Source organism: Azotobacter tropicalis, assembly GCF_059739045.1.
In genome coordinates, this window is sequence record NZ_AP046059.1 from 2,884,682 (window position 1) to 2,903,665 (window position 18,984).

Below are 18,984 nucleotides of genomic sequence, written 5' to 3' on the forward strand. Positions count from 1 at the left end.
GTTAGAGGAACCAAGTAATGAGTAGCGGACGTATCGTTCAAATCATCGGCGCCGTTATCGACGTGGAATTCCCGCGCGATCAAGTGCCGAACGTTTATGACGCGCTGAAAGTCGAAGGCGCGGCCACCACCCTGGAGGTCCAGCAGCAGCTGGGCGACGGCATCGTTCGTTCGATCGCCATGGGTTCCACCGAAGGCCTCAAGCGTGGCCTGAACGTGAGCAACACCGGTACTGCCATTTCCGTCCCGGTCGGCACCGCCACTCTGGGCCGAATCATGGACGTGCTGGGCAACCCGATCGACGAAGCCGGTCCCATCGGCGAGGAAGAGCGTTGGGCTATTCACCGCGCTGCTCCGAGCTATGCCGAGCAGGCTGGCGGCAACGATCTGCTGGAAACCGGCATCAAGGTGATCGACCTGGTGTGCCCGTTCGCCAAGGGCGGTAAGGTCGGCCTGTTCGGCGGCGCCGGCGTGGGCAAGACCGTGAACATGATGGAGCTGATCCGCAACATCGCCATGGAGCACAGCGGTTACTCCGTGTTCGCCGGCGTGGGTGAGCGTACTCGTGAAGGCAACGACTTCTATCACGAGATGAAGGACTCCAACGTTCTCGACAAGGTAGCCCTGGTTTACGGCCAGATGAACGAGCCGCCGGGCAACCGTCTGCGCGTTGCCCTGACCGGTCTGACCATGGCCGAGAAGTTCCGCGACGAAGGCCGCGACGTGCTGCTGTTCGTCGACAACATCTACCGCTACACCCTGGCCGGTACCGAAGTGTCCGCACTGCTGGGTCGTATGCCGTCCGCCGTGGGCTACCAGCCGACCCTCGCCGAGGAAATGGGCGTTCTGCAAGAGCGCATCACCTCCACCAAGGTTGGCTCCATCACCTCCGTACAGGCTGTGTACGTTCCCGCGGACGACCTGACCGACCCGTCCCCGGCGACCACCTTCGCCCACCTGGATGCCACCGTGGTACTGTCCCGCGACATCGCCTCCCTGGGTATCTACCCAGCCGTCGATCCGCTGGACTCCACCTCCCGCCAGCTGGATCCGCTGGTGATCGGCCAGGAGCACTACGACACCGCCCGCGGCGTGCAGTACGTGCTGCAGCGCTACAAGGAACTGAAGGACATCATCGCCATCCTCGGTATGGACGAGCTGTCGGAAGCCGACAAGCAGCTGGTATCCCGCGCTCGTAAGATCCAGCGTTTCCTGTCCCAGCCGTTCTTCGTGGCCGAGGTGTTCACCGGTTCTCCGGGCAAGTACGTGCCGCTGAAGGAAACCATCCGCGGCTTCGCCGGCATCCTCAAGGGTGACTACGACCATCTGCCGGAGCAGGCGTTCTACATGGTTGGCGGCATCGACGAAGCCATCGAGAAGGCCAAGAAACTGTAACCTGGCGCGCCCGCTAGCCGGGCGCTCGACCCAGGCGGTGCCACCTTGGTGGCGCCGCCTGCTAACCGAGGCATGAATATGGCTATGTCAGTCCATTGCGACATCGTCAGCGCGGAAGAAGAGCTGTTCTCGGGTCTGGTGGAAATGGTCATCGCCCACGCCAACATGGGCGACGTCGGTATCCTTCCGGGTCACATGCCGCTGCTGACCGATCTCAAGCCCGGTCCGGTGCGTGTGATCAAGCAGGGTGGCGAAGAGGAAATCTTCTACATCTCCGGCGGCTTCCTCGAAGTGCAGCCGAGCATGGTGAAGGTCCTCGCCGATACCGCGACCCGCGCCAAGGATCTGGACGAGGTCGCCGCCCAGGAAGCCGTCAAGGCTGCCGAGAAGGCGCTCAACGAGAAGGGCGCGGAGTTCGACTACAGTTCCGCCGCTGCCCGTCTGGCAGAAGCTGCCGCACAACTGCGCACCATCAATGAGATGCGCAAGAAGTACGGCCGCCACTGAGTTCGACGCTTCTTCGCTCGACGACGAAAGGGTAGCTTTGGCTACCCTTTTTTCTTTTCCGACCAGTCAGGCCGAATGGCCATTGCCCGGCTGCCAGGGCTTCCCTCCGCTTCGACAGGACCGTTCTCCATCAAGGCAGCGTACGGACTGCTCCGAAAAGGCGCCTGATCCGACGTTTCTGCCAGCCTTCTCCATGTTGTTCTTCAGCGCTACCCATTGTCCGGCAGGTTGCGGGGCAGACCGGGCGGGTTTGCTTCCGAAGCGGCGACCGGGCGAAAATGAGCGATGCCGCACGCTTTCCGGACACCATGCCTGCCGTGGCTTCCTGACCCGCAGCGGCTCGTTCTCTGCCCGAACGCCATACTGCAAGCATGGCCGATCGGCCGGCCAAAACGCCACCGGGCTGCGGGCAGTGATAAACGGGCAAGCCCGAGGGGTTGCCTGTGCCGAAAGCGTCGACATCATTCAGCAAGGCCGTGACCGGCCGGGAAAAAGGATAACCAGGATGCCGGGTGCATTGCTTCGTACCGGAACGCTGCGGGAATTCAGGGCGCTCGGCGTCGACGGGCAGCCAGTGCATGGCGTGGCGCTGCAACTGCGTGAGGCCATCCGCCTGAAGGTACGCCGCGAGGTGGCCGACTGCCTGGCCATCCCGCAGACCAACGAGGCGGGCGACCGCATCGACTGGTACGCGCCGATCGAAGGCGACGTGGTGCCCTGGTCGGCGGCGACCCCCGAAGAGCGCGAACAGGCCCATGCCCGGCTCGAGGCGATGCAGGCCCAGTTGCGTGCCACCGGCGAGAGCATGCGCAATGATGCGCAGAACCGGGAAAAGCAGGTCTTCGGCCGCCTGCTGGAAAAGGCCCTGCATTTCCCCGATGCCAACCACGTCTATCTGGTCGACGGCAAACCGGTGATCACCTTCTGGGGGTTCACCCAGCAACAAGCCAGCCAGCTGTCCGACCCTCTGGCCTGCCTGCAGACCGCCAGGCAGGCTTCGGCCGCGGTGGCGGACACCGCCTTGCCGCCGCCTGTGGCGTCTGCGGTCGCGGCAAGACCCGCTTGGCGGCGCTGGCTGTGGCTGCTGCTTCTGCCGCTGCTCCTGCTGTTGCTGCTGTTCGTCATGCGCGCCTGCGTGCCGAGTGTCGAACTGCCGTTCGAGTTGTCCCATGTCGACCTGCCCGGCCTACCGGCCGAGGAAACGCCTCCGGAGGATGTCCGCTTGCGCGAAGAGGTGGTGACGGTGGACAGGACTCTCGGCCGTGCCGGAGTCGTCGAGGGAGAGGCCGAGCCTTTGCAAGGCGTGCAAGTGCCGGGCAAGGAGACGGCTGTCGAGGACGTTCCGATCGAGGAGGCCTTGTCGAGCGAGCCCGGCGCGAGCGAGCTGCCGGCCGATGAGCCGGCGGCCGACGAAGCCGCTACGGAAGAACCCGCCGCGGATGGAGCCCCGGTCGAGCCCGCGGCGGGAACGGAACCCGAAGCGAAGCCCGAAGACGCACAGAAGCCGCCGGTTCCGCCGCAACTCGACGAGGAGAAGGCGGCCGAAGCACCGAAGACCGCGCCGGAAGATGCGGCCAAGGCACCGGAGGCGGCCAAGCCCATGAGCATCCCGCCCGAGGCGCAGAAGAGCGGTTCGACCCGCTTCCTTAACGGCAACTGGCAGGCCGGCGCCGGCATCCAGGACGCCAAGACCGGCAAGCCGCTGCAACTGGGCTACGACTTCAAGGACGGCCAGGGGCGGGTCAGTATCCGCCGTGACGACGGCGTGCAATGCTCGGGCGCGGTGAACGCCTCGATGCAGGGCGGCAACCTGGCGATTGCCAGCCAGGGACAGGCCAACTGCAGCGACGGCAGCCGCTATCGTCTGCCGGAGGTGACTTGCAAGCCGGATGCGCGCAGCGCGGCGGACTGCACCGGCCGTTACGGCGACCAGGAATTCCCCATGTCGATCCGCCAGGGCGGCAACTGAGGCGAGCACAGGCAGCATGTTTCCGGAAAAGACCGATTACGAAGACAGGATCACCCTGATCATGGGCAGCGGCATCCAGTTTCTGGATTTCGCCGTCAAGCTGGAGCTGCGCCGCGAGCCGGCCGGCGAGTTCGTCCGGCCGCGCAGCGACGGGCCTCTGGTCCGCCTGCTGTTCGATCCACGCAGCAACGCCTTTCACCATCCGGGCGAGCCGGGCAGGGCGGTGACGCCGGCCTTCAGCGTGGCGCCCGAGGATTCGCTGCGCCTGCTCAAGGGGATCTGGCTGCCCCTGCCGTTCTTCCGCTGCAGCCCGCCGCGGCGTTTCGACGACGGCCCGAGCAACTGGTCGCGGGTGCGCATCGTCGAACTCGCCGACGGCGAGGACCCGGACGGCAATACCCACCGCGTCACCTTCGCCTTCGATACCAAGGTCTTCGACAGCCGCGAAGCCACCACCTACCTGGCGCCGACCCGCGAGGACGTCCGCGCCGGGGCCAGCTTCGCGCTGGCCCACCGGGCCGACGAGATGGGCTGGTTCCTCGACCTCGGCTGGATCGACGGCTGGCTGTGCGAGGTGTTCAGCGAGCAGGCGCGGCTGCCGCCGCTGCGCATGCAGCCCGACGACATCCAGGCCGAGTGCGAGCAGCTTCACCACCAGGCCCACTACCTCAACCTGCTGCACCTGCTGGGCAGCCACCTGCCGGTGCCGGAGCTCAAGGTGGTGTCCAACCGCGACAGCGACGTGCACAAGGCGATCCCGGTGGACATGGTGCTGGACGTCGGCAACTCGCGCACCTGTGGCATCCTGATCGAGGATCATCCGCAGGAGAACGACGGCCTGAGCAAGCGCTACGAGCTGGAGCTGCGCGACCTGACCCGCCCCGAGCAAGTCTATCCGGAGCCCTTCGAGAGCCGCGTCGAGTTCGCCCAGGCGATGTTCGGCAAGGACCACTTCTCGGTGCAGAGCGGCCGCCGCGAGGCCTTCCTCTGGCCGACCATCGCCCGCGTCGGCCGCGAGGCCGGGCGCCTGGCCGGGCGCCGGCGCGGCACCGAGGGCTCGACCGGGCTGTCGAGTCCCAAGCGCTACCTGTGGGACGAGGACGGCTACGAGCCGGGCTGGCGCTTCAACTGCGCCGCGCTGCGCACCGAGAGCGAGCCGCACGCCACCGCCGCGCCGGTGGCCGGGCTGATCAACGAGAAGGGCCAGGCGCTCTACACGCTGCCCTTCGACGAGCGCATGCCGGTGTTCCATCCGCACTATTCGCGCAGCTCGCTGATGACCTTCATGCTCTCCGAGGTCCTCGGCCAGGCGCTGATGCAGATCAACAGCCCCTCGCAGCGCCTGCGCATGAGCCACTCGCGGGTGCCACGCCACCTGCGCTCGATCATCCTCACCGTGCCGCCGTCGATGCCCAAGCCGGAGCGCGAGATCTTCGCCAAGTGCATGGAGCAGGCCATCGGCCTGGTCTGGAAGAGCCTCGGCTGGCATCCCGAGGACGACCCCGTCGACCTCAAGGACCCGAAGAGCCGCGAGAGCGCCTGGCCCTGGTTCCCCGAAGTCCACGTGCAGTGGGACGAGGCCACCTGCGGGCAGGTGGTCTACCTGTTCAACGAGACCCAGAACAACTTCGCCGGACGCTCGGAGGAGTTCTTCGCCGCCATGGCGCGGCCGGACCAGCCGCACCGGGACCGCCTGACCATCGCCTCGATCGACATCGGCGGCGGCACCACGGACCTGGTGATCACCGAATACCGCCTCGACGGCGGGGTCGGCGGCAACGTCTACATCAGCCCGGAACAGCGCTTTCGCGACGGCTTCAAGGTCGCCGGCGACGACATCCTGCTCGACGTGATCCGCCAGTTCGTCCTGCCGGCGCTGCGCGAGGCGCTGTCCCGCGCCGGCATCGCGGTGCCCGAGGCGCTGCTGTCGCGGCTGATCGGCAGCGAACCCTTGGCCGTGCAGGAGGCTGTACTGCGCCAGCAGTTGAGCCTGCAGGTGTTCGGCCCCATCGGCCTGCGCCTGCTCAAGGCCTACGAGCAGTACGATCCGCTGGAGCCGGGCAGCCGGGTCAGCGCCACCTTTGACGAGTTGCTCGGCGAGCGTCCGACCGAGGACGTGCTCGACTACGTTGCCGGCGCCGTGCGCCGCCAGCTGGGCAACGAGGCCGCACCCTTCGACATCCTCGCCACCCCGCTGGACGTCAGCCTGCGGCGCATCCACGAAGCCTTCATCGGCGACCGCATGAGCATCGGCAAGACCATCCAGGCGCTCTGCGAGGTGGTGCACGCCTATCCCTGCGACGTGCTCCTGCTCACCGGCCGGCCCTCCTGCCTGCCCGGCGTGCAGGCGCTGTTCCGCGAACTCTTGCCGCTGCCGCCGGGACGCATCCTGTCGCTCAACCAGTACCGCACCGGCGGCTGGTACCCGTTCAACAAGCTCGACCGCATCGAGGACCCGAAGACCACCGCGGCGGTCGGCGCCATGCTCTGCCTGCTGAGCCGCAGCCTGCGCCTGCCGAACTTCTACTTCCGCGTGGCGGCCTTCAAGTCTTACTCGACGCTCCGGCACTTGGGACTGATCGACAACAACAACGTCCTCAAGGACAGCAACGTCTACTATCGGGACATCGATCTGGACGACCCCGATTACCGCCTGCCGGACACCGCCTTCGACATGCGCGGCACCATGCGCCTGGGTTTCCGCCAGCTGGCCTGCGAACGCTGGTCGGCCGCGCCGCTGTACATCCTCGGTATCGAGAGTCCGAAACTGCGCGAGGAAATGGCCTCCAAGGGACTGGTGCTCAAGGTGCGCCTGGGCATCAAGTCCTCGCGCAACCCGGCCGAGGGCAGCGAGCGTTTCGAACTGCTCGGTGTGGAGTCGGACAGCGGTGCGGTCAGCCGTGCGCATGTGCGTCTGAAGCTCAACACCCTGCCCGATGCGGGGCTGGGCGAGTCGCAGTACTGGCTCGACAGTGGGAGTGTGTTTCGGAAATGACCAGTGGGGTGCTAGCAGCAAGGTGTTTGATGGGGACTGGCGAGGAGGTCTTAGTGCCAAGCCGGGCATTTTCCTCGGCCCGGCCTACAGATTTCGCCCTGCACGGCGAGTCACTTTCTCTTTGCTCGTGCAAAGAGAAAGTGACCAAAGAGAAAGCACGCCCGATCATCCGGCCCTGCGCTTCGCTCCGGGTTCCCTCGCTCCGGCGCCGCTCCGAGGACCGCCGTACAAGGGGCATCCATGCCCCTTTACGGCTCTCGCCGCATCCATGCGGCTCGTCCCTCTACGCGACGCCTGCGCTCGGCCTCCTGAACGGGACGGGGGAGTTGCCTGCAGGTACGGGGTCAATTCTGAAAAAGGCTTTTTCGCTCTTCGCTTTACTTTTCGCGGAGGTGAGGAGTGCACCCATTCCCCCTTCGTCAGGCCGAACGGAATCGCCGTGCAAGGGGTTGAGCCGCAGGGATGCGGCGAAAGGCCCGTGGGCCATGGATGGCCCTTCGGGCCGTGCCTCTGGAGCGGCGATGGAGGGCGGGAACCCGGAGCGAAGCGCAGGGCCTGACGACGGGGGTGGCCTTCTTTTGGGTTACTTTTTCTTGGCCAGGCAAGAAAAAGTGACTCGCCGTGCAAGGCGAAACCTGTCGCATCAGCCGAGGAAAGTGCCTCGGTTTGACACCAAACCTTCCCGCCAGCATCCCAGAACACCCCTGCTCCAGGCCCGGAAAGCGTATCGGTCTTGCACCGAAGCCCCAGACCACCAACGCCTCGCCCGCCCCACAGGGAACCCCGATCGATGACCTACCCTGACCAATCCCCCGAACGCCTGTCCCAGCGCTGGTCCGCCGTCCACGGCGGGGCGGGCGAGGCGATCCGCTGGATCGACGAGGTGCGCCGCAGCGCGCCGCGCCTGGACAACGAGGCGGACGACCTGATCCTCAGCCTGCGCCGCGTGCGCAACACCGCGCGGCGCCTCGGCGCGGTCTCCGCGCTGCCGATGACCGTGGGCTTCTTCGGCCTGTCCCAGGCCGGCAAGTCCTACCTGATCTCCACCCTGGCGGCCGGCGCCAACGGCAAGCTGGAAACCGACCTGGGCGGCGACCGCCTGGACTTCCTCACCCACGTCAACCCGCCGGGCGGCGGCAAGGAGGCCACCGGTCTGGTGACGCGCTTCAGCCGCACCGCCCGCTCGGGGCCGGCGGAATTCCCGCTGGAGCTCAAGCTGTTCGCCGAGATCGAGCTGGCCAAGGTCCTGGCCAACTCCTTCTTCAACGACTTCAACACCGAGAAGGTGCGCTACCGCTTCGACGAAGCGGCGATCCGCCAGCTGCTCCGCGACCTGGAGCGCCGCCGCCAGCCGTACCCGGTGCCGGGCGTCGACGCTGACGCCGTGGTGGACCTGTGGGACTACCTGCAGGGCAGCTTTCCGGGTTCGCTGGGCGCGCTGGCCGCCTACTACTGGCCGGCCGCGGTCGCGCTGGCGCCGAACCTGGCGGCGGAGGACCGCGCCCGGCTGTTCTCGATCTTCTGGGGCGAGATCCCCGAGCTGACGGAAACCTACCTGGCCTTCGCCCGCGCCCTGGCCAGCCTGGGCCATGCCGAGCGGGTCTTCGCGCCGCTGAGCGCGCTGGTGCGGCCGACGGCGCAGGGCGGCCTGTCGCAGGCCGACAGCATCATGAACGTGGACATGCTCGAACGCCTCGGCAAGGACAGCGACGGGCGCATCGCCGTGCGGCCCTGGCGCGACGGCGCGCTGCGCGGCGAGGTCGAGCTGAGCCTGGCGCAGCTGGCGGCGCTCACCGCCGAGCTGGTCTTCCCGCTGGTCGAGCCGACCAGCGAGCCGCTGTTCGAAGAGGTCGACCTGCTCGACTTCCCCGGCTATCGCGGCCGTCTCGGCGTCGAGTCGCTGGACGAGGTGCGCCGCGCGGTGAACAGCGAGGACAGCAACCCGGTGGCGCAGCTCATCCTGCGCGGCAAGGTCGCCTACCTGTTCGAGCGCTACACCGACAGCCAGGAAATGAACGTGCTGATCGTCTGCACGCCGTCCAACAAGCAGTCCGACGTCACCAGCGTCGGCCCGGTGCTGAGCCGCTGGATCGACCGCACCCAGGGCGAGACGCCGGCCGAGCGGGCGCGGCGCAAGCCGGGCCTGTTGTGGGCGATCACCATGTTCGACATGCGCATCGGCAGCGACCTGGACAAGGGCGAGGACCTCCTGCGCCTAGGTTGGGGCAGCGGCGGCATGATGAAGATGACCATGCTCGAGCGCTTCGGCCAGTACGCCTGGCTGCAGGACTGGACCGGCGGCCGGCCGTTCGACAACAGCTTCCTGGTGCGCAAGCCGCGCCTCAAGGTGACCTTCCTCGACCTCGAGGACGGCCAGGAGGTGGCGATCCACGAAGCCGCCCGCGAACCGCTGGCGCTGATGCGCCGCACCTTCTGCGAGGACGAGACGGTCAACCGCCATATCCACGCTCCGGAAGACGCCTGGGACGCCATGCTGGCGCTGAACGACGGCGGCATGGGGCGGATCGGCCGCTACCTGCGCCAGGTCGCCCTGCGCGAGGTCAAGCTGGGGCGTATCCGCGAGCAGCTGGACGCCGTCCTGCACCTGCTGGAAAACCGCCTCGGCCACTGGTTCCAGGCCGAGGGCGCCGGCGAGCTGGAGCGCAAGCGGCGGATCGCCCGGCAGATCTCCGATGCCCTGTGGCCGCGGCGCCTGCTGCTCGGCGAGCTGCTGCAGCGCATGCAGCTGCCCGACGACCTGCTGCGCGCGCTCTACCTGCGCGCCGGCGACGAGGACGACACGCCGGCGCCGGCCGGCAGCCCCCGGCTGCCCGGCAGTACGCCGCCGGCCGGGGCGCTCAACCTCGGCCTCGATCTGGACCGCGACGACACCTTCGACCCCTTTGGCGACAGCGAGCCGCCGGCCGTCAGCGCGGCGCCGCCGGCGCGCCAGCCGCGCGGCAGCGATGCGCGCTTCGCCCAGGCGGTGCTGCGCGAGTGGATCGGCCACCTGCGCCACCTGCCCGAGGACGTGCGGCTGATGACCTACCTGGGCTTCGCCAAGCCGGCGGTCGAGGCCCTGGTCGACGAGCTGGTCACCGGCGCCAGCCGGCTCGGCCTGGAACAGCGCCTGCTGCAGGCCATCGTCAGTACCGAGCAGGTCGGCACCAAGCGCGAGCAGCTCGCTGGCCGCCAGGTGCTCACCGCCAAGACGGTGCTCGGCGACTTCATCGGCTGGCTGGGCTGCATCGAACAGCCCCTCGAGCAGCGTCCGGACAGCCGCATCGAGCGCGGCGCCAGGCTGTTCCAGCCGCCGGCGCCGATCGCCTACGGCCAGTTGCCGCGCCTGGCGGAGCAGCCCCAGGACTACACCCGGCGTTACGTCGGCGACTGGCTGGTGGCCCTGGCGCGGATCGCCGAGGAAAATGCCGGGCACAGCGCCGGCCGGGAAATCACCCTGGAACAGAACGAAGCGCTGGGGCGGATCCTCGCCACCTTCCAATCGGCACGGGCAGACTGACGCATGCTGAGAATCGAACTGACGGCCGCCGCCGGCGGCCAACCCGGCTATGGCGAACTGACCGTGCGCGGCTGGCCGGGCGGCACCGACGGCCTGGAGCTGAGCGTGCTGCGCAACCAGGACAGCCTCTACCTGGATGCCGGCGGCGGCTGGGACAGCCTGCCGATCTGGCACGCCATCGACGGTCTGGAGCGGCGCGGCGAGCTGCTGGCCGGCCGCGTCGGCCCCTGGCTGGTCGATCCGCTGGTCCGCGACCCGAAGATGGTCTACCGCTTGCAACTGCGCGATGCCGAACAGAGCGACGGCGGCGTGCTGCGCATCGTCGGCAACCTGCTGTCCTCGCCGGCGGTCGGCCACCCGCCGCCGGAGGAGCCGCCGCCCAGGCCGGTGGTCGCGCCGCCCGAACCGCAAGCCGAGCCGGAGCCCGAACCCGTGATCGTCGAGCCGGCGCCGATCGAGACGCCGCGCGCCGACCGGCCGCTGGTCGCCGAGCGCGACGAGGAGTTCCGCGCCGCGCCGGCGCCGCAGCCGCGCAAGCCGGTACGCTGGCTGCCGCTGGCCCTCGGCCTGCTGCTGCTGCTCGGCATCGGGTTGGGGGCCTACTGGTACTTCGTGCTGCGCCCGCAGACGCAAACGCCCGTGGCGGCCGCCCCGACGCCGGCGCCTGCCGCCGCGGCCGGCGGCGAGAATCCCTGCGGCGAGGCCGCCCTGGAAGGCGCTGGCGACGACCTGGCGTTCATCCAGGCCTGTCTGCGCTCGAATCCCGCCACGGCTCAGGTGCTGGAGGTGATCGACGCCGCCAAGCAGTCCAGGCGCTGCGGCGTGGTCCAGCGCCTCTACGCGCACAAGGCCCAGGCCGGCGACGCCGCCATCGCGCTCGCCTACGCCCGCGAGTACGACCCGCAGACCTTCAAGGCCGGCGGCTGCGTGCCGTCCGCCGATGCCGAAACCGCCGCCTACTGGTACGAGATCGCCCTGGCCAACGATCCCGCCAACGCCGACGCCAAGCAGCGCCTGGAGGCCCTGAAACCATGAACCCGTGCGGAAGGAAGATGACGATGATGGCCCTGCTCGGCGGCCTGCTGCTGGCGGCCGGCGCGGTCCCGGCGCTGGCCGCCGACGACAAGCCCCTGCTGCAGGCCGGCAAGAAGAGCCTCTACCAGCGCGTGCTGACCACCCCCAGCTGCCGCCTCGGCGACCAGCCCGGCGCGGCCGGCGGCAAGCCGCAACCGGCCTTCACCCGCTTCTACGTATACCAGCGGCAGCAGGTCGGCGGCGCCGAATGGCTGAAGGTCGGCCCGGACAGCTACGGCAAGACCCTCGGCTGGATCGACGCCGGCTGCGCGGTGGAGTGGAAGATGCAGATGACCCTGGCGCTGACCAACCCGGCCGGGCGCGAACCGCTGCTGTTCTTCCGCCAGCGGGAAACCCTCGACAAGCTGTTCGCCGCGGGCGATCCGGGCAAGCTGCTCAAGCCGATCCGCGCCAACCTGGCCAGCCAGGGCCGCGATCCCGCCGTGGTCGCCCGCGAGCCGGACTACGCCGTCGACCTGGCCAAGCGCTTCTACCTGCTGCCGGTGCTGAACGCCCGGGAAATCATGACCGAGAAGGGCTTCCAGGTGCGCGAGCTGGAAGTCGCCTCGGTGACTGCCGCCGAGCCGAAGAGCGCCGAGCAGACCGCCCAGGACAAGGCCGGCGAGGTGAACACCCTGAAGGGCTTCAGCGCCGCGGTGGTGTTCGTCATCGACTCGACCATCTCCATGGGCCCGTACATCGACCGCACCCGCGAAGCGATCAGGAAGATCTACCAGCGCATCGAGCAGGAAAAGCTGCTCGACCAGGTCAAGTTCGGCCTGGTCGCCTACCGCTCCAACATCAAGGCCGTGCCGGCGCTGGAGTACGTCAGCAAGCTGTACGTCGATCCGACCCAGGTGAAGGGCGGCGAGGACTTCCTCGCCAGGATGGCGGCGCTGAAGCCGGCCACGGTGTCCAGCAGCCGCTTCGACGAGGACGCCTACGCCGGGGTCATGAAGGCCCTCGACGGCATCGACTGGACCCGGTTCGGCGCCCGCTACATCGTGCTGGTCAGCGATGCCGGCGCGCTGGACGGCAGCGACCCGCTGTCCGCCACCGGCCTCGACGCCGCCCAGGTGCGCCTGGAGGCCAAGCACCGCGGCGTGGCCATCTACAGCCTGCACCTGAAGACCCCGAGCGGAGCGAGCAACCATGCCTCCGCCGAGGCGCAGTACCGCGACCTGTCGAACAACCCGATCCTCAACAAGCCGCTGTACTACCCGGTGGACGCCGGCGATGTGGATAACTTCGGCCGCAAGATCGACGGTCTGGCCGCCGCCATCACCGGCCAGGTCAAGGCCGCCTACCGCGGCGAAATGGCCGCCGGCAGCGCCCTCGGCGCCGACGCCGACTACGGCAAGAAGGCCAACGGCAAGCCGGCCGACGACGCCCTGCTGGCGGACACTGCCAAGCTCAGCCACGCCATGCGCCTGGCCTACCTCGGCGAAGTCACCGGGGCCAGCGCGCCGCCGGTGTTCCACGCCTGGATCAGCGACCGCGACTTCGCCAAGCAGAACGTGCCGACCACCGAGGTCCGCGTGCTGCTGACCAAGGCCCAGCTCAGCGACCTCGCCGAGGTGGTCAAGAAGATCGCCGACGCCGCCAACGAGGGCCTGATCTCGCCCAACGAGATGTTCGAGCGTCTGCGCTCGGTGGCCGCGACCATGGGCAAGGACCCCAACCAGCTGCAGAAGGGCGGCAAGTCCGCCACCTTGGCGGAGATGGGCCTGATGGCCGAGTACCTGGAGGGCCTGCCGTACCTCAGCGAAGTGCTCAGCCTCGACGAGGAGACCTGGAAGGGCATGGAGGGGCTGGAGCAGGAGAAATTCATCCGCCGGCTGAACACCAAGCTCAAGTACTACCAGAAGTACAACGCCGATGCCGATCGCTGGGTGTCGTTGGCCGAGGGGAGCGATCCGCGGGATCATGTGTATCCGGTGCCTCTGGAGGCGTTGCCTTGAGGGGTTGTGGCGTTTGGCTTGGGTGTGGGGACGAGGCGCTTTCCTTGTGGCCTGATGCGGCGGGGTGTTTGGTGAGTGCTGGCGAGGGAGGCTTGGTGCCGGGCCGGGCACTTTCCTCGGCCCGGTCTACAGATTTCGCCTTGCACGGCGAGTCACTTTCTCTTTGCTTGTGCAAAGAGAAAGTAACCAAAGAGAAAGCACACCCGGTCATCCGGCCCCGGCTGCGCCGGGGTTCCCTCGCTCCGACGCCGCTCCGGGGGCACGTCACGAAGGGACGTCCCTGTCCCTTCGTGACTCGCTCGGCGTCCTGCCTCACGTCCCCCTCTGCGGCGCCTGCGCTCGGCCTTCTGAACGGGACCGGGGTGTTGCCTGCAGGTTCGGGGGCAATCCTGAAAAAAGCTTTTGGCTTTGCTTTTCATTCGCGGAGGTGGGAACTGCACCCATTCCCCCTTCGTCAGGCCAAGCGGAGTCGGCATGTAAGGGGTCGAGCGGCATGGATGCCGCGAGAGCCGCGAGGGCCATGGATGGCCCTTCGCGGCGTGCCCCTGGAATGGCGACGGAGCGAGGGAACCCCGGCGCAGCCGGGGCCTGATGACGGGGGTGGCCTTCTTTTTGGTTACTTTTTCTTGGCCAGGCAAGAAAAAGTGACTCGCCGTGCAAGGCGAAACCTGTCGCATCAGCCGAGGAAAGTACTTCGTTCTGACACCAAATCTCCCTGCCAGCACCCCAAAACCCCCTCGCTTTCAGGCAGGGAAAGCGCTCCAGTTCGGCACCAAGGCCAGGGGCTCGCGCGGAGCATGCACAGACCATGACTCCCCCCATGCTCCACATCGAAAACCTCGCCATCCACCGCGGCACCTACCGCATCCTCCTGCCGCGCCTGTCGCTGGCGCGCGGCGAGGTGGCGGCGATCACCGGCGCCAGCGGCTGCGGCAAGAGCACCCTGCTGGAGATGATCGGCCTGATCCTGCGCCCCGAACGCCTCGACCGCTACGAACTGAGCGGTGGGGAAGGCGCCGCGCCGCTGGACGTCGCAGCCCTGCTGCGCGAGGACCGTCAGGCGAACCTCGCCGACCTGCGCGCCCAGCGTCTCGGCTTCGTCCCGCAGAGCGGCGGGCTGCTGCCGTTTCTCGACGTGCGCCGCAACATCGAACTGCCGCGGCGCATGCTCGGCCTGCCGGCCACGGGCGAGCGAGTGGAGGAGGCCATCGAGCGCCTGGGGTTGCAGCCGCTGCTGCACAAGAAGCCCGCCCAGCTGTCGATCGGCGAGCGCCAGCGCGCCTCCTTCGTCCGCGCCATCGCCCACGAGCCGGACCTGCTCCTGGCCGACGAGCCCACCGCCGCGCTGGACCCGCTGCAGGCGCGCCGGCTGTTCGAGCTGATCGTCGAGACCAGCCAGCGCCTGCGCATCGCCACCCTCTTGGTCAGCCACGACTGGGGCCTGCTGCGCGCCTGTGCGATCCGCCGGCTGGTCGGCGTGCCGGACGCCGACAACCACGGCGGCACGGTGTTCCGCGATGCGGCCTGAGGCGCGCCCCGGCTGGGGCCTGCTCGCCGCGCTGGCGACCCGCGACCTGTGGCACGACCGCCAGGTTTCGCTGTGCATCGTCGCCGCGCTGGTGGCGGTGATCGCGCCGCTGCTGCTGCTGTTCGGCCTCAAGCACGGGGTGGTCTCGCAGCTGCGCGGGGAATTGCTCGACGATCCGCGCAACCTGGAGATCCGCCTGCTCGGCAACCACGACCTGGACCGCGCCTGGCTCGCGCAGCTGGCCGCGCAGCCGGGGGTCGGCTTCGTCATGCCGCTGACCCGTTCGTTGAACACCCAGGCCGATCTGGCGCGCGACGGCCAGCGCTTCGTCGCCGATGCCGAGGTTATCCCCAGCGGCCCCGGCGATCCCCTGCTCGGTGGGCATCTCGCGCCGCCGCAGGGCGACCGGGTGCTGCTCAGCGCCAGCGCGGCGCGCCGGCTGGAGGTGGGCGCCGGCGAGCGCATCCGCCTCTCGGTGCTGCGCAAGCTGGACGGCAACAGCGAGCGCGGCCGGCGCGAGCTGACGGTCGCCGCGGTGCTGCCCGAGACCGCCTTCCCACGCCCGGCGCTGCTGGTGCCGCTGGAGCTCTTGGTGGCCATGGAGGATTTTCGCGACGGCTTCGCGGTGCCCGCGCTCGGCTTCGCCGGCAGCCATGCGGCGCCGCCGCGCGAACGCTATGCCCGCGCCCGGGTCTACGCCAGCAGCCTGGACGCGGTCGCCCCGCTCGCCGCCTGGCTGGAAGGGCAGCGCATCGAGACCAATACCCGGCTGCGCGAGATCGAGTCGGTGAAGGCCATCGACCGGGTGCTCGGGCTGATCTTTGCGGTGATCGCCTGGACCGCGGCGATCGGCTGCATCGCCTCGCTGGCCGGCGCCTTCCTCGCCAACATCGACCGCAAGCGCAAGGACCTGGCCCTGCTGCGCCTGCTCGGCTTTCGCCGCGCCGCGGTCGGCGTCTACGTGATGGTCCAGGCGGCGCTGCTCACCTGCCTGGCCTTCGCCCTGGGCTATGCGGCCTATCTGGCCGGCAGCACGGTGTTCAACCGCGCCCTGGGCGCCAACCTGGCCGCCGACGCCTTCGTCTGCCGGCTGGAAAACCTGCATATTCTGCTGGCCTTCGCCAGTGCGTTGCTGATCGCCATCCTGGTGGCGGCGGTAGGAGGGTATCGTGCGATTCACATTCAACCGGCGGAAAGCCTGCGGGATCTCTGAGCGGCGCCGCGCGCCGGCCGCGGCGCTGGGACTGGCGGCGGCGCTGGCCAGCCTGCCGGTTGCCGCGGCCTGGGAGGAGAAGTACTACAACCCCCAGCCGCAGAAGGACGACGTGCTGCTGCCGATGCCCTGCGGCGGCTTCATGGCCTGGCGCCAGGTGCGCGTGCCGATGGCCAGCCCGCTGGACGACTACGCCGTCACCCTGGGCCAGGACAGCGAGGAGTGGGGCTACTTGGAACAGGCGCGGCCGACCCACATCGCCGGCAGCTTCAGCGTCGGCAAGCCGGAGCCGGGGCGCTACTACCTGCTGGCCAAGTACGAGGTCAACGAGCTGCAGTACCGCGCGGTGATGGACGGCCAGTGCCCCGAGCCCGCGGCCCAGCTGCGCCTGCCGAAGACCGGGCTGAGCTGGTTCGACGCCGTCGCCTTCACCGACCGCTACAACCTCTGGCTGCGCCAGAACGCCCCGGACAAGCTGCCGAAAGAGGACGGCGTGGCCGGCTTCCTGCGCCTGCCCACCGAGGTCGAGTGGGAGTTCGCCGCGCGCGGCGGCCTGGCGGTGTCCCAGGCGGAATTCCGCGACACCCGCTTCCCCATGCCCGAGGGCATCGAGGCCTACGCCTGGTTCGCCGGCGCGCAGTCGGCCAACGGCAAGCTGCAGCTGGCCGGCCTGCTCAAGCCCAACCCGCTCGGCCTGCACGACGTGCTCGGCAACGTCGACGAGATGCTCTTCGAGCCTTTCCACCTGAACAAGCTGGACCGCCAGCACGGCCAGGCCGGCGGCTACATCCTGCGCGGCGGCAACTACCTGACCCCGCAGGCCGAGCTGCGCACCGCGCTGCGCCAGGAGCAGCCCTACTACGCCGCCGACGGCAGCGCGCAGAACCGCCTGAAGACCGGCGGCTTCCGCCCGGCCCTGGTGGCGCCGGCGCTGACCTCCCGCGAGCGGATCAAGCAGGTCGAGGCCGACTGGAAGAGGCTCGGCGTGACTCGCCCCGAAACCCAGGACGAATCCGGCGCACGGCCGGCCGGCCAGGACCCGGCGAGCGAGATCGCCAGCATCGCCAAAGATGTGCAGGACGACGCGCTCAGGCAGCAGCTGGAGAAGCTGCGCAGCGACCTGCGCGCCAACACCCAGGCGCGCGACGAACAGCGCGACCAGGCGATCCGCTCCGAGCTGCAGCTGGGCGCTTTCCTCTGCACCAAGCTCAAGGACGACGGGCTGTTCCTCGACACCCTCGAAGGCAATTACAGTCGCAGCTGCGGCGCCGGCGGCACGGAGCCCAAGACCCGCTGCGAGGCGCGCCGGGAGCAGCTGGACGGTCATCGCAAGGTGCTCGATTTCATGCTCAACTACTACGCCGACAGCGTGGTCGGCACGGCCCTGAACTATAGCCAGGCGAGCGTCGAACCGCAGATCGGCCTGGTCGCGCAGCAGCTGGCCGCACGCGGCAAGAGCAACCTGCGCGGCTACCTCGACACCCATTGGAACAACCTGCGCACCTACCTGAAAGACGGCAAGGTGGCGCGTGCCCACTGGCTGCAATCCTGCAAATCCCTCTGATCGGAGACAGCGAGACTAGACATGAAGGTGGCCTCGTTCACGGCTAAACGGATCGCTTGGGCGGCGCTCGCCCTGTTGCTGGCGGGCTGCGAGACCCTGGACGGTCCCGGCATGGGCATGGGACAACAGACCGACCCGCGGCTGTCCAACAGCAGCTCGGCGCGTTTCTTCAGCAAGTCCGGTTGGCAGGCCTGCGCCGGCGGCGCGGTGGTCGGCGTGCTGGCCTGTCAGCTGGCCAACCCGGACAAGAAGGGCGAGTGCATGGCCGCCGCGGCGGTGGTCGGCTGCGGCGCCGGCATGGGCGCCAACTACTACCTCGACCAGCGCCGCAGCCAGTACGCCAACGCCGAGCAGCGCCTCGACGTGGCCATCGCCGACGTGCGCAAGGACAACCGCGAGCTGCAGGACCTGAGCCGCACCGCACGCAACGTGATCGCCGACGACCGCCAGAGCATCGCGATGATCAAGCGCGACATCGCCGCCAACCGGGTGCAGAAGGCCCATGCCCAGCAGCGCCTGGCCAAGGTCGACGCCAACCTGGGGTTCCTGCGCGACAAGCTGGCCAACGCCCGCACCCGGCAGCAGGAATGGCGCAAGGTGGCCGCCGCCGAACGCGGCACCGCCAGCGCCGCGCGCATCGACACCCTGAACGCCGAGATCAACAGCATGCAGCGGCAGATCAACGCCCTCGAAGCCGAGATCGACCAGCTCTACAGACAACGTTCCGCCATCCGCCTGGGTTGAGCCATGCCCCGATTTTCCCGACTGCTGTCCCTTCTTGCCTTCACCTTGCCGCTCGGCGCCTGCGCGGTGAGCCCGCAGGAATGCGATCCGCGCAACGCCGACGCCGGCTTCGCCACCAAATTCGGCTGCAACGTGCACGGCGGCTACGCCCAGCGCATCGAGCAGAAGGAGAAGATCCTGCTCGACGAGCGCCGGACCAACCAGCTGTTCCGCGACACCTATGCCGCCCTCGACAAGGAGCGCAGCGAAGTCGGCCGCGAGCTGGACCGCCAGCGCAGCGAATACGCCGCGCTCAACAAGGCGATGAACGCGCTGCTCGCCGAGCTCAAGCAGAAGGGCCGCAACAACCAGCGCCTGCAGAACGAGATCGCCGCGCTGGAAAAGGACATGGCCAGCATCAACCGCCAGAACGACAACGCGGCCGTGGCGCAGAAGCAGTACGAATTGCAGAAGTTGCGCACCCGGCTGGCCGGCCTGGAAAGCGACCTGGGCCTGCGCTAGGGCTGGATAGAGGC

The 18,984-nt window shown here is 68.5% G+C and carries 12 protein-coding genes; all 12 read left to right on the forward strand.

Annotation, left to right across the window (positions count from 1 at the left end):
* The first annotated feature begins 17 nt into the window (after positions 1-17).
* The 12 genes from atpD to Atro_RS13835 all read left to right on the forward strand — a co-directional run bounded on the left by atpD (position 18) and on the right by Atro_RS13835 (position 18,970).
* The gene (gene atpD / locus Atro_RS13780) at positions 18-1,394 is read left to right on the forward strand and encodes a F0F1 ATP synthase subunit beta (RefSeq protein ID WP_497923119.1); all 1,377 of its coding nucleotides are present in this window, start codon (positions 18-20) and stop codon (positions 1,392-1,394) included.
* A 78-nt stretch (positions 1,395-1,472) separates the two neighbouring features.
* A complete protein-coding gene (locus Atro_RS13785; protein ID WP_497923121.1) occupies positions 1,473-1,901 on the forward strand; it encodes a F0F1 ATP synthase subunit epsilon in 429 nt (142 codons plus the stop codon).
* Positions 1,902-2,406: 505 nt separating this feature from the next.
* Positions 2,407-3,870 (forward strand): SrfA family protein, encoded by a 1,464-nt coding sequence (locus Atro_RS13790; RefSeq protein WP_497923123.1) that lies wholly within the window; start codon positions 2,407-2,409, stop codon positions 3,868-3,870.
* A gap of 16 nt (positions 3,871-3,886) precedes the next feature.
* Complete coding sequence (locus tag Atro_RS13795) at positions 3,887-6,865, forward strand: virulence factor SrfB (RefSeq protein WP_497923125.1); 2,979 nt, start codon at positions 3,887-3,889, stop codon at positions 6,863-6,865.
* Between the two features lie 790 nt (positions 6,866-7,655).
* Positions 7,656-10,385 carry a putative virulence factor gene (locus Atro_RS13800; RefSeq protein WP_497923127.1) on the forward strand — a complete coding sequence of 910 codons (2,730 nt, stop codon included), beginning with the start codon at positions 7,656-7,658 and terminating at the stop codon, positions 10,383-10,385.
* A gap of 3 nt (positions 10,386-10,388) precedes the next feature.
* Positions 10,389-11,420 carry a hypothetical protein gene (locus tag Atro_RS13805; RefSeq protein WP_497923129.1) on the forward strand — a complete coding sequence of 344 codons (1,032 nt, stop codon included), beginning with the start codon at positions 10,389-10,391 and terminating at the stop codon, positions 11,418-11,420.
* 17 nt (positions 11,421-11,437) lie between these two features.
* Positions 11,438-13,420, forward strand: coding sequence for a vWA domain-containing protein (locus Atro_RS13810; RefSeq protein ID WP_497923131.1), 1,983 nt, complete (start codon positions 11,438-11,440; stop codon positions 13,418-13,420).
* Positions 13,421-14,240: 820 nt separating this feature from the next.
* Positions 14,241-14,948: an ABC transporter ATP-binding protein gene (locus Atro_RS13815; protein WP_497923133.1), complete on the forward strand. Its 708-nt coding sequence runs from the start codon at positions 14,241-14,243 to the stop codon at positions 14,946-14,948.
* Positions 14,938-16,161 (forward strand): ABC transporter permease, encoded by a 1,224-nt coding sequence (locus Atro_RS13820; RefSeq protein WP_497923135.1) that lies wholly within the window; start codon positions 14,938-14,940, stop codon positions 16,159-16,161. Before Atro_RS13815 ends, Atro_RS13820 begins: the two co-directional genes overlap by 11 nt.
* Positions 16,154-17,725, forward strand: coding sequence for a formylglycine-generating enzyme family protein (locus Atro_RS13825; RefSeq protein WP_497927685.1), 1,572 nt, complete (start codon positions 16,154-16,156; stop codon positions 17,723-17,725). Before Atro_RS13820 ends, Atro_RS13825 begins: the two co-directional genes overlap by 8 nt.
* A gap of 21 nt (positions 17,726-17,746) precedes the next feature.
* Entirely contained in the window at positions 17,747-18,469 is a 723-nt protein-coding gene (locus tag Atro_RS13830) for a hypothetical protein (protein ID WP_497923137.1), read from the forward strand.
* Between the two features lie 3 nt (positions 18,470-18,472).
* Positions 18,473-18,970, forward strand: a complete 498-nt coding sequence (locus Atro_RS13835; RefSeq protein WP_497923138.1) for a hypothetical protein — start codon at positions 18,473-18,475, stop codon at positions 18,968-18,970.
* Positions 18,971-18,984: the final 14 nt, after the last annotated feature.

Bases quoted from the DNA above. Each gene is read 5' to 3' on its own strand.
- Atro_RS13795 (WP_497923125.1), top strand. From the start codon at position 3,887: ATGTTTCCGGAAAAGACCGATTACGAAGACAGGATCACCCTGATCATG.
- Atro_RS13815 (WP_497923133.1), top strand. From the start codon at position 14,241: ATGCTCCACATCGAAAACCTCGCCATCCACCGCGGCACCTACCGCATC.
- Atro_RS13790 (WP_497923123.1), top strand. From the start codon at position 2,407: ATGCCGGGTGCATTGCTTCGTACCGGAACGCTGCGGGAATTCAGGGCG.
- Atro_RS13805 (WP_497923129.1), top strand. From the start codon at position 10,389: ATGCTGAGAATCGAACTGACGGCCGCCGCCGGCGGCCAACCCGGCTAT.
- Atro_RS13820 (WP_497923135.1), top strand. From the start codon at position 14,938: ATGCGGCCTGAGGCGCGCCCCGGCTGGGGCCTGCTCGCCGCGCTGGCG.
- Atro_RS13800 (WP_497923127.1), top strand. From the start codon at position 7,656: ATGACCTACCCTGACCAATCCCCCGAACGCCTGTCCCAGCGCTGGTCC.
- atpD (WP_497923119.1), top strand. From the start codon at position 18: ATGAGTAGCGGACGTATCGTTCAAATCATCGGCGCCGTTATCGACGTG.
- Atro_RS13830 (WP_497923137.1), top strand. From the start codon at position 17,747: ATGAAGGTGGCCTCGTTCACGGCTAAACGGATCGCTTGGGCGGCGCTC.
- Atro_RS13810 (WP_497923131.1), top strand. From the start codon at position 11,438: ATGACGATGATGGCCCTGCTCGGCGGCCTGCTGCTGGCGGCCGGCGCG.
- Atro_RS13785 (WP_497923121.1), top strand. From the start codon at position 1,473: ATGGCTATGTCAGTCCATTGCGACATCGTCAGCGCGGAAGAAGAGCTG.
- Atro_RS13835 (WP_497923138.1), top strand. From the start codon at position 18,473: ATGCCCCGATTTTCCCGACTGCTGTCCCTTCTTGCCTTCACCTTGCCG.